Source organism: Bacteroidia bacterium (assembly GCA_016218155.1).
In the GTDB taxonomy this organism is placed as follows: domain Bacteria; phylum Bacteroidota; class Bacteroidia; order Bacteroidales; family GWA2-32-17; genus GWA2-32-17.
Genome location: JACREQ010000074.1, coordinates 1 through 12726, shown reverse-complemented (window position 1 = coordinate 12726; position 12726 = coordinate 1). Strand labels below are relative to the sequence as shown.

Below are 12726 nucleotides of genomic sequence, written 5' to 3'. Positions count from 1 at the left end.
CTATGGGTATTGTTATTTTTATATATAGAAACCTTTTAAGGCTTCGGTACAAAGTTAATATTCGTGGAATTGATTTACTTAGTTCTAAAAACCCAAAATTGTTTTTGCCAAATCATCAGGCTATTGTTGATCCGCAAATCCTTTTTACGCATATTTCAAAGTACACACCTGTAATGCCAATAGTTACTGAAACATATTTTAAAATACCTTTATTAAAGCAAGTATTAAATAGTATAAAAGCTGTTCCTGTTAGTGATTTAACGGCAGGTAGCAGAGATACATCAGTGCTTGACAGGATAAATAAAAGTGTTATAGAAGCAATAAAAGATGGTAAAAATGTATTGCTTTATCCATCAGGACAAACAGCAGAACAAGGATTTGAAAAAATTAAAAACAAAAAAAGTGCTTGGGTTGTTGTATCTGAAATTCCTGAAAATACTGAGATTGTTGGAGTTAGAATTAGTGGTTTGTGGGGTAGTATGTGGTCAAAAGCTAAAACCGGTAAATCTCCCTCATTTTTTAAGGCATTTTTAAAAGGCATATTTATTGTGATTATTAATTTCTTTTTTTTAGCTCCTAAAAGAACAGTTAATATCGAATTTTCAGATATAACAATTGAAGCCAAAGAAAAGGCAAAAGAGGGAAAGGTTTTTTTTAATACTTTCCTCGAAGAATTTTATAATAAATATGGAGAAGAAAAGATTAAAAAAGTGAAATATCATTTTCTTAGTTTTAGAATATAATTTTGCAATTGAAACTAATTTTTATTTTAATTCGTATTAATAAAAGTTTTATTTTTGTTTAATAATAAAAACCACAAATATGAAAAAAACGAATACACTATTTTTAACAATTGTTACACTTGTTTCTGTTACTTTCTTCTTTTCTAGTTGTAAGAAGGAAAAAGATGAAACACCTACTAAAACTAAAATGGAAGGTGTTTGGGTAATTTCTGAGGCTTATGACTCATCCGGTGTTAACATTTTACCTAAAATGCAAAATAGCTTACTTCCTTTGACTGCTTTTTATTTGAGTAGTGATAATACTGTATTGTCAACAGCTGGTCCAATGGTTACATACTTGGTTTATGGTGATAGTAAATTCACTCAAATTTCTTCAAATATTAACCAGTGGTTTAATTATGCAAACCTTACATTTAACGGAGGTGAATTTTTTGTAGCAGATGGTACACCTGATCGTTTTGCTCTTGAAATGAAACTCGAAGGAGTTGGAGGCGGTGCTACAAATACATTAGCTGAAATTTTATCTTTATTCAATGTAGAAGCACAATGGTTAAAAACAGTTGTTTATCATAAATTTATAAATGTTGGTGTTTCTTTTAATGATGACGGTGATAAAATGACCTGGGTATGGGATAACCAAACTACTGCCCGTTATAACATGAAAGACCAGTATGGTGATTATGTATTATGGTATGGTTGGCCAGTATCTAAATTTGCTAAATGCAGATTTGTTCTTTCAAAGAAATCAAAATCTTTAAATGATGTTACTACCGAAGCATATAATAACCCACCAAATAAAATAGCAATAGTAAATAATTAAGCAAAATAAAACACAAATAAAAAAGGAGGCATTGCCTCCTTTTTTATTTGTTAACCCATTCGTAATATGGTTTCTTTTTATTCTTTTTAAGTTGATCTGTGTTCTTTTTATTCATTCTCCAGCCTAGTGTTAATTCATGCGAGCCTCCTGATCTATGAGCCAAACCATGCTCATACCATTCAAAAGTGTAATTGAAAATAAGGTTAGATTTAAGATTTGCTCCAATACCGATTCCAGCGTCACCAGTTTCTTTATAAATTAATGTAAACCAAACTTTTTGATCGTAAATAATAGGAATAGTAAAATTATAAAATGAAGGAGCATCTACAGGATAATGAATTATTGCAGTTGGATTTATAGCCCATGTTTTACTGAAATTCAGTTTGTAGCTCATAAAAGCTTGGTAATGCGGCCAAAGAGCATAAAGGCTATTATCAGTTCTTCTTCCTAATAATCTTGGTGCAGAAGCACCTATATGTAATTTTTTACTGCTATATAATATGCCAAAACTAGCATCAATCATTGCACTCTTTGATCCGGATCTCATAAAAATAGGATCTGATTGAGCATCGTTATTATTTAAGTCAATATGATTTTCAAGCATGCCACATCCTAAACCAAAACTAAGAAATTTTGTTTTTGATAAACGAATATGATATGAGTAATATAAACTGGTAGAAATATTGATAAAAATACCTGCCTGCATATTTGAAATACTTGCACCAATCCCCATGTTTTTACCAATTGCACCATTTGCCGATATTGAATTTGTTAAAGGTGCACCATAAACTCCTATCCATTCATTTCTTGTTGAGCCATAAATTTCAAATTTTTCATTAAGACCGGCATATGCAGGTGAAAGTGAAAATTTATTAACAATATACTGATTGCTTAAAGTTAATTGTTGGGCAATTGAACTTAGTTGCCCAAAACAAAAAACAATTGTCAGTATAAATAAAATGTATTTTATGTTTTTCATTTTAATGAATGTATTTTATCTATTGTTATTATTGTGCGTTAAGATATTTATATTCCCTTTTAAAGTATCTCTTCCACACTGAATGTAGTAATAATATGCACCATCAGGAAGACTTTTTCCGTCAAAATATTGACAATTCCAGTCATTATTATAATAATTTGAAGAATATACTATTTCATTCCACATGTTGTATATCTCAACACTACAACCGCTATTGCCGTTGCTTCCGTTGTTGAAAAATGATTGCAAATTGTTAATTGTAAAATAGTCGTTAACACCATCACCATTTGGAGTAATAATATTAGATGATACGATAATGTTAGAACCAGAATTATTATTGCCTGTTTGATATATGTTTATACTTGATGTTCCCGAACAACCATACTGGTCGGTAATTGTAACGGAATAGTGTCCGGCAGTATTTACAGAAATAGTTGGGTTTTGCATTCCGTTTGACCATTGAACATTTCCTCCACCATTTGCAGTAAGTTGTATTTGTCCGTTTCCGTATATCATAGTATCTGGTGCTGAAATACTAACAATTGGAGTTGGATTAATGTTTATGTTATTTGTTATTGTATCATTACATGGGTTGTTATTAGAAGCAACTAAGGTCACATAATAATTACCAGAATTAATATAAGTATGTGTAGCACTCCCTGAAGTATTTACTTGATTACCGTCACCAAAATCCCAGTGGTAATTATTAGCAATCTGGGTTGGATTAAACATTGTATTTTGTCCTTGACATATATTAGATATTGAAAACGAGGCAGTAGGTGACTGATAAATTGATATGTTATTTGTAACTGTATCACTACATCCGTTACTTGTATTAATTAATGTAACATTATAACTCCCAGAGTTATTATAAATATGAGAAACATGGCCAGTAGAAGTAGATTGAGTGCCATCACCAAAATTCCAATAATAAAAACCAATTGATGATGAATTTATGAATAAAGTGTTTTTATTTGTACAATTATTCTGTACTAAAAATGATGCGATAGGTTTTGAATAAATTTGTACAGTTTTAATAATTTCATTTTTACAACCTTTATCTGATACAGCTTTTAGCTTAGAATTAATGCTTCCAATTGTACTGCAAAAATAATTAACAGTGCTTCCTGAACTGTCATCTGGCATTAAATCGTTTGTAAAATCCCAGATATACTTTACGATACTTCCTGAAATTATATTTGATTGGCTTGTATATATTGCCATATCATTAACGCATGGGTTGGAAACAATAAAATCAACAGTTGGTTTAGGATCAAGAATCACATTATTCATTTTTGAAAAACTAGGACCAGTAATTAAAGTTATTCTTAATGTAACCGGAATAGAATAAACGCCTGGTGAAATGAAACTATATACTGTTACTGTTTTGCCTGTATAGTCCCATGATCCATCGCTATTAATATCCCATTCCCAAGTCTGTATGTCTGAATCAGGATAAGTAGAAGAGCCTGTAAGAGTTGTTGGAACAGAACCAATACAGGTTTGTGAATATGTAAAATCAACTACTTGGCTAAAACAAAACTGATAAAAAAATAATGTAAAAATTGAGGCAATAATTTTTTTCATAACATAAAACTTAATTCAATAACTATTTTCGAAAATAATCTGAAAATTAGAATAATTAATTTAAAATGTGAAATTTTAAAACGTTTATTTTTAATTTTTTATAAGCTTAGATAAATTAATTTTAAATATATGATATCAATTGTTTTTTTTAATAGATTTGTATAAGGTAATTACCATCTAATTTTTTAATTATGAAAAAAATAATGTTAGTTTTTTTTATTTTAGCAATGTGTTATACAGCATCTTTTTCTCAGGTTTTGCTAAAAAATAAAGAAAATGCGCATGCCGGTGAGATTCTTTCAGTCGCAATTAATAGTGATGCAAGTTTTATTGTTAGCAGTGGAATGGATAAACGTGCACAGATTTGGGATGCAAAAACAGGAGATAAATTAAAAGTTTTTGCTCACTCTGCTCCGGTTACTGCTACAGCATTTAGTTCTAATGGAAAATTGTTTTCTACCGGTTCTTCTGATGGTAAATTAATAATTTTTGATGCCGTCGAATGGAAAATTAAGAAAATTCAGAAAGAACATACTCTTGATATAACTTCTATATCATTTAATCCAATTAATGATTATATTGTTACGGGATCTAAGGATAATACAGCAAAAATATGGGATGGTGTTTCAAGTGGCTCATTATTTACATTAAGAGAGCACACAAAAGCTGTAACCGCAGTTGCGTATAGTTCTGATGGAAAGAATATTGTTACAGGATCATCTGATTATACAATAAAGATATGGGATGCAGTAACCGGGCAGATAAAATCTACTATCAATGCCGATTCTAAAGAGGTTACTGCTATTGCTTGGAGTTCTGATGGTAAATATATTTTAAGTGGTGGTTCAACTGGTGCAGTTATTATATGGGATGCATCTTCAGGAAATAAATTCTGGGAAACTGATTTTAAGTCAAAGGTTAATACTGTAGCTTTTAGTCCGGATGTACAATACATCGCTATTGCAGGTGCTGATAAGAAAATTTCAATCTGGAATATTGAATCTAAACAAATTGTAAAAGAATTTGATGCACATGAAAGTGACATAAATTCAATTGCTTTTTCTGATAAAGGAAATATTTTGCTATCTGTTAGCAATGATGCCAGTTTGAAAATATGGGATGACAGTAATCTTAAAATTGGAAAGAAAAAATTCGTAAAAGACGCAGGTGAACCTAAATTAACAGTATCTAATGTTACATTAAATGAGGATAATCATAATGGTATTATCGAGAATCCTGAGAATCCAACTATAAAATTTATTCTAAAAAATTCTGGAAAAGGACAGGCATATAATTTAACTGCAAAAATTTCGATAGATAATACTGTAATAGGATTGCATTTTGAAAAAGAAATATCCATAGGTAATCTTGAATCTGATAAATATATGACCGTTGTTATACCAATATCTACAGATTCATTATTAGAAACTGCATCAGGGACTTTTAATGTAGAAATTCAGGAAGCAAACGGGTTTAATGTAGCACCGGTAAAAATTAATTTTCAGTCTCGTGGTGGTATAAGTTATTGTTATGTTATGATTACAAGTCAGGCGTACAGTTCTGTAACCGGAAAAGCTGAGATTGGAGCACCTATTACTCTAAAATTAAAGGTTAAAAATACATCAAGTGGGATTGCAAAAAACACTAAAATCGGCTATATATTTCCACCTAATGTTATGGCTGTAAATAAACTCTCGGAATTAATTCCGACTTTAGAACCTGGTGAAGAAAAAGAGGTTAGTGTTGAATTTTATACAACTAAAGAATTTAATAAACCAAAAATTAATATAGGTTTAAATTTGGAAGGTGCATATACAAATGCAAACGACCTAATATTAGAAGTTAAAATGAATGAAAATTTGCCAACTACTGATATGACCTTTGCAGAAGCTAATACTCAAACCGAGACACCTGAAGTGTTATATAGAGGTGGTGGAGATCCATTAGCAGGAATGAATGTTCCTAAAGCAAAAGATATGGTTATAGGAAAATATTATGCTCTAATAATAGGAATTAATAAATATAAAGGAAACTGGACTCCACTACAGAATGCTGTAAATGATGCAAAAGAAATTGAAGTACTGCTAAAACAAAAATATAAATTTGATAATTTTCAGACTCTTTATGATGAACAAGCTACAAGAGTTGGAATAATTAATAAACTTGAATGGTTAACAGAGAATGTGAAAGAACAGGATAATGTTTTAATTTATTATTCCGGTCACGGCGAATTTAAAAAGGAACTTAATAAAGGTTTCTGGGTGCCTATTGATGCTACTACTAATTCTTCGGCAAACTATATTTCAAATGCCGATTTACAAACTTATCTGGGTGGTATTAAGTCTAAACATACATTATTAGTTGCTGATGCATGTTTTAGTGGAGATATTTTCAGAGGCAAAACTGTTACTGTCCCTTTCGAAGAATCTGAAAAATATTATAAAGAAGTTCATAGTTTATCATCACGTCAGGCAATGACCTCTGGTGGTATAGAACCTGTTATGGATGGTGGTAAAGATGGGCATTCTGTTTTTGCATATTACTTGCTTAAAACATTAAAGGAAAATGATAGTAAGTTTTTTGACGTAGGGCAGATATATAACAAAATAAAAATACCAGTAATTAATAACTCTGAGCAAAGTCCAAAATTAGCTCCTGTAAAGAATACAGGTGATGAGGGTGGACAATTTCTTTTTATCATGAAATAATAATTGTAATATAACAAAATTTAGTAATTAATACTCAAACTCTAATTAACTATACTATGAAAAAACACTTTAATATAATTTTCTTATTTGTTATCTTTTGTTTTGTTTGTGCAGAGAATGTTATTGCTGTAGAAGATAAAAATAATGAATTAAAAGATTTAATTGATGAAGGAAATAAACTTTTAACTAAAGGGCAATTCAGCTCAGCAATTGCAATATGGCAAAAAGTACTTGAACAGGATTCTGAAAATGCTAATGCCAATTTTAAAATGGGGTTGTGTTATTTTAATTCAATTGATGAGCAATCAAAAGCTCTTGTGTATTTTAGAAAGTCAACAAAAAATTTAAAAGAAAAATATGATTTTAATAATAATGATGAAAAATCAGCTCCTTACGATGCCTTGTATTTTTTAGGATGCACATATTTAACTATTGGAGAGTCTGATAGTGCAATTTTTACTTTTCTTAAATATGATGATCAGTTTGCAGGTAATGCTCCGATTCCTGTTGACAGAGTAATTAGAAATTGTATTAATTCAAAAAATGCTCTTAAAAACCCAAGAGATATTGTCTTAAAAAATCCAGGTAAAAATATCAATTCACTTTATTCTGAAACTAATCCGGTTATAACACTTGATAATTCTATTATATTTTTTGCTACCAGAAGAGATTCAAAAGAAGGAAATAAAACAATAAGCAATATAACGGGTAAATTTGATCAGGATATATATTATTCTATAAAAGATGCTTCAGGAAAATGGGAAAAGTCTTTACCATTTAAATGGAATACTAACAATGATGAAGCTCCTTTGTGTCTTTCATCAGATGGCTTAACATTATATTTATATGTTGATGATGATGGTCAGAAAGATATTTTTGAGAGCCGGTATATTGATAAAGTATGGAGTAAGCCTGAGCCTGTTTCAAAAATAAATTCTTCTGCAAATGAAACTGGTGTTACGATTTCTGCCGATGGTAAATATCTTTATTTTTGCAGTGATCGCGAAGGAGGTAATGGTAAATATGACATTTACCAATGTGTTAAATCGGGTAAGAATTGGGGGAAACCAAAAAATATTGGCAAAGAAATAAATACTTCAAATAGTGAAATTTCACCTTTTATTAATCCAGACGGAAAAACACTTTTCTTTAGTTCAAATGGTTATTTTGCAGGATTGGGTGGTTATGATATTTATTATTCTGAATTAAAAGATAATGGGACATGGACAAAACCAGAATCTATGGGTTATCCGATAAATACAAATTATGATGATGTTAATTATTATATTATAGGTGGTCAGACCAGATACTATTCAACAATTCGTGAAGAAAAAGATAGTTACGATATTTATAAAATTGAAGGAGGTGGGTTTGCTATTGAAAATATTGATGCTAACAGTCAGGTTGTAACATTGACCAAAGAAATGGCTGTGACTGACATACTTGAAGTTGAAAAAACTGTTGAAAAGGAAATAGAAGTTATTGAAACAATAGAAACAACAGTAGAAGTAATTAGAGAAGTTGAGCTTGTTGATATTGAAAAAGAAAAAATGAAAATGGACTCTATTTATGCTCTTGCCAGAAGTGAAGCCCAGATTGAAAAACAAAAGTTAGAAGCAGATAAAATTCGTGCAGAAGCTGAAAGGATTAAAGCAGAAATAGATAGCAAAAAAATTGAAGCTGATAAAATGAAAGCTGATGCTGAAATTAAAAAGGCAGAAGCTGAAATTGCAAAACAAAGTGCAATAAAAGCTGCTGCTGATGCCGCTAAAGCTAAGTCAGATGCTATAATTGCAGCAGCTCAGAAATCAAAGGATGATTTGGCAAAAGCAAAAGTTGAAGCTGAATTAAAGAAAAGCGAATCTTTGTTGGCACAATCAAATGCATTAAAGGCAAAAGCTGAAGCAGATAAAGCAAAAAGCGAAGAAGCAAAAATAAAGATTGAAGCCGACAAACTTAAGTTGGCTACTGATAAAGCAAAAGCAGATGAGTCAATTTTATTATTGAAAAATCAGTTAGCAGAAACAGAGAAACCAAAATATGAAGCCTTAAAAATTCAGGCAGAAGCAACAAAATCTAAAGCAGAGGCTGATAAATTGAAATCTCTGGAATTAATTGCAGCAGCTCAAAAAATAAAGGACGAAGCAGTTATTGCAAAAGTAGAAATAACAAAAGCTAATGCAAGTGCTAAGTTGGCTGATGCGCAAAAGGCAAAAGATGATGCCATAAAGGTTAAAGCGGATTTGGAAATTAAAAAAGCTGAGGCTTTGCAAACTCAATCAATTTCATTAAAAGCAAAAGCTGAAGCAGACAAAGCAAAGAGTGAGGAATTAAAATCAAAAACAGAAGCTGATAAAGCAAAGTCTGAGTCAGATAAAGCTAAAGCAGTAGAGTCAGCACTAATTTTGAAGAATCAACTTGCTGAAACAGAAAAACCTAAATACGAAGCTTTAAAAATACAGGCAGAAGCTGATAAATTAAAAGCCCAGGAATTGCTTTCAAGAGCGCAAAAAGCTAAAGATGATGCTACTATTGCGAAAGCTGAGGCAACAAAAGCTAATGCCGAAATATTAAAAGCAAAAGCTGATATTGCTATTTCTGAAAAAGCCAAAGCCGATGCTGTAAAAGCTGATGCTGATGCAAAAAAAGCAGCTGTCAACTTAGAGATTGCAAAAGCAAATGCAGAAGCTAAAAAGGCAAAGTTGGAAATATTAAAACTTCAACCGCAAAAAAAATAACATTGTGTAATATTAAAACAAAATGAGAACACTTATTTCATTAATGTTAATATTTGTTGTTTTTAATTTTTATTCATGTTGCACAAAAAAAGACTGTGAAAGTGCAGGGTTATACGACATTGCTTTTCGTAATTTTAATCAGAATGAACTAGATACAATTATAATTTATTCTTACAGTAAAAATTCTAATTTTACTGTATTAGTTGATAGTTTTATAACAAATGGTGAATTAAATAATTCAGGATATTGTTATGTTTATACTAAAAAAAGTATTCCTGATTTTGACTTTAAAATAATCTTATCTAATTCAGGACAAATATTTAATATAACTGATGTTAATATTGAAGAAAAAGGCTGTAATACATGTTTCCCATATAGACCAAGGAGTGATTATTACCAAGTTATAAGTAATTATAAGATAAATGGACAGACTAATTATCATAGCACAGTTGAGATTAATAATTAAAATTGAGCCATCATATTTGCTATTATAATAAACAGAAAAATAACTTCATTCTGTTAGCATTTACGTAATTAAATAAATATAATTATATTTGTTAATCCAAAACTATTAATTATGAAAACCATACTAATATTTACATTATTATTAACAGTTATTTCAAATAATTTATTATCACAAATATTTCCTGCAAGCCTTGTTGGTCGCTGGACTTTTGAGAATATATCAAATCTAACACAAGCAACAATGGGCAATGATCTTGTATTAAATGGATCTCATACTTTAGTACCCGGAATTATTGCTGGCGATAATGCCGTTTCAATTGGAGCAGGAAGTTATTATACATGTAATCATGGTATAGCTGCAAATGGAGGAGGAACAACAGTTAATGAATACTCCATTATGTACGATTTTATGATTACAGACCCTATGATATGGCATTGCTTTTATCAGACTAATATGACAAACTCTAATGATGGAGAAGTTTTTATTAATACTTCAGGAAATATTGGTATTTCTTCAACTGGTTATACTGGTTATTCTGTTCAGTCAAATACATGGCATAGATTGGTCATTGTTGTTGATTTGGGAGCAAGCTTCAAATATTACATGGATGGTCATTTAATACTTAATGCAACAAGTCAGGCCGTTAATGGAAGATTCTCTTTAGATATTCCTTCAGTTTTATTTTTTGCTGACGATAATGGTGAGGATAATACAATAAATGTGTCGCAGATAGCACTTTTTAATGCACCGTTAAACGATAATGAAGTTTCTCAACTTGGTGGATTGATTAATTCTAACATTATGCCTTATTTGCAGAGTCCTACTCCAAATTCAATGTATATAAGCTGGAATTCGTACGATATATCTTCAACAAAAGTAGAATACGGAACTACTCCGGCACTTGGAAATATAACAACAGGAAGTTATGAATCTATTTCAACTAACAGATGGCATACAGTTAAGTTAAACGGATTATTACCCGCAACAAGGTATTATTACAGATGTATAAGTGGTACCGATACATCAGATATTTATCCTTTTAAAACTCCTGTTGCTTCCGGAGACCAGAATGGACATGTGAAATTTGCAGTAATTGGTGATTCTCAGACATATGTTGGAAGAGCAACAGCAACAGCTGATTCCATGTTAAAAACATTTATTAATTTGTACGGTGTTAACTGGTATGATTCTGTTAGTTTAGTAATGCATACAGGAGATATTATGGGTGATGGATCAAATATTGGAACATATTTGAGTGAATATTTTATACCCTTTTCAAAAATATCATGTTCTGTTCCATTTATGGTAAGTATTGGAAATCATGTTGGAGAAAATGCCTCGTTTTATTCTTTTATGAAATATGATGAATTTTCTGATTATCCTACTACAAATTTATTATGTGAAAAATATTATTCGTTTTATGTTGGTAATTGTCAGTTCATTGCAATGAATACTAATGGTTTGTATAACAACGTAGTGCAAACAAACTGGTTACATCAGAAATTACTTGATTCAGATTTAAACAATCAATGTGATTTTGTTTTTACTTTCTCACATCAGCCTGGAGAAAGCGAACTGTGGCCTGATGGAAATAGTTCATATGTTTGGAACAACGTGTATGGTGAATTAAAATCTTTTCCCAAAGTTACAATGCATTCTACAGGACATTCTCATAATTATGAAAGAGCTGTTATTAAATCTGTGCATGCTCAGAACTGGGATTTCAGAACAATACTAAGTGGAGGAGGAGGTGGCGACCTTGATCGATGGGGAATGTATGCAAATCAGACTGATTATGCCGAAACTCAACGCTCATTAGATCACTACAATTATATACTCGTTGATGTTGATATGAGTCAAAAAACTTGTGAAACAACAATGTACAGTTTAGGAAATCCGGATAAACCACTAAATAATGTTATACTGGATAAATGGCACCGCAAACTTAATCAATTTGCTCCTGCAAAGCCATTTGCGTTAACTCCAAACAGTACTTCAAATGATTCGCCTACACTTATTGCTTCTGCTTTTTCTGGCGCTGATTCTTTAATGTCATCGCAATTTCAGTTAGCAGGAAAATATAATTCGTGGACTGCCTCTGTTGTTGATATTATTAGAGATGCTGAAGATATTTATGGTACTACCGGAGCTCCGGATTTTAATCCTATAAATGTAAATTCAGGAATTAATCTTCAACAATTAGCAGTTTCGTCAGGTATCCTTATTCCCGATTCATCATATAAATGGAGAATCAGATATCGTGATCATAATGTAAGATGGAGCGATTGGTCAGATTCTACAGTATTTACAGTATTGCCGACAAATATTAACTCAATTGAAAATATTACTACATTTAATGTTTCACCAAATCCGTTTAATAAAAAAGTTGAGATTGGTTTTACTGTTGAAAATTCTGAAAAGGTTGTTATTAATATTACTGATATTAATGGAAGGAAAGTTAAACAACTTGCAGATAATTATTTAAACATTGGTCTGCATAATGTTTATTGGGATGGAACAGATAGTTTAAATAAAAAAGTAGCTTCTGGAATGTATTTCTGTAATATTAAATCAAGCAGTTTAAACAAAACAATTAAACTTATTTTTGAGAATAAATGAAATGAATTTCTGTAGATAAAATCTAATTAATAACCATGTTAAGCTTGGTTTTTCTTGATATTTTAT

General features: G+C 30.7%; 8 protein-coding genes. 6 read left to right on the top strand and 2 right to left on the bottom strand.

Annotated elements, in window-relative coordinates; genetic code table 11:
• The first annotated feature begins 2 nt into the window (after positions 1 to 2).
• A complete protein-coding gene (locus tag HY951_13460) occupies positions 3 to 743 on the top strand; it encodes a 1-acyl-sn-glycerol-3-phosphate acyltransferase (protein ID MBI5541067.1) in 741 nt (246 codons plus the stop codon).
• Between the two features lie 79 nt (positions 744 to 822).
• Entirely contained in the window at positions 823 to 1563 is a 741-nt protein-coding gene (locus tag HY951_13455; GenBank protein ID MBI5541066.1) for a hypothetical protein, read from the top strand.
• 43 nt (positions 1564 to 1606) lie between these two features.
• Here HY951_13455 and HY951_13450 read toward each other — a convergent pair whose 3' ends face one another.
• Positions 1607 to 2542 carry a PorP/SprF family type IX secretion system membrane protein gene (locus tag HY951_13450; GenBank protein ID MBI5541065.1) on the bottom strand — a complete coding sequence of 312 codons (936 nt, stop codon included), beginning with the start codon at positions 2540 to 2542 and terminating at the stop codon, positions 1607 to 1609.
• A 15-nt stretch (positions 2543 to 2557) separates the two neighbouring features.
• Positions 2558 to 4129, bottom strand: a complete 1572-nt coding sequence (locus tag HY951_13445; protein ID MBI5541064.1) for a PKD domain-containing protein — start codon at positions 4127 to 4129, stop codon at positions 2558 to 2560.
• A gap of 191 nt (positions 4130 to 4320) precedes the next feature.
• On the opposite strand from HY951_13445, the gene HY951_13440 reads away from it, so the two are divergent.
• The 4 genes from HY951_13440 (at position 4321) to HY951_13425 (ending at position 12660) form a co-directional block, all read left to right on the top strand.
• Entirely contained in the window at positions 4321 to 6837 is a 2517-nt protein-coding gene (locus tag HY951_13440) for a caspase family protein (GenBank protein MBI5541063.1), read from the top strand.
• A gap of 56 nt (positions 6838 to 6893) precedes the next feature.
• Positions 6894 to 9575 (top strand): PD40 domain-containing protein, encoded by a 2682-nt coding sequence (locus HY951_13435; GenBank protein ID MBI5541062.1) that lies wholly within the window; start codon positions 6894 to 6896, stop codon positions 9573 to 9575.
• Between the two features lie 22 nt (positions 9576 to 9597).
• The gene (locus tag HY951_13430; GenBank protein ID MBI5541061.1) at positions 9598 to 10041 is read left to right on the top strand and encodes a hypothetical protein; all 444 of its coding nucleotides are present in this window, start codon (positions 9598 to 9600) and stop codon (positions 10039 to 10041) included.
• Positions 10042 to 10152: 111 nt separating this feature from the next.
• Complete coding sequence (locus HY951_13425) at positions 10153 to 12660, top strand: fibronectin type III domain-containing protein (protein MBI5541060.1); 2508 nt, start codon at positions 10153 to 10155, stop codon at positions 12658 to 12660.
• The last annotated feature ends 66 nt before the right edge of the window (positions 12661 to 12726 follow it).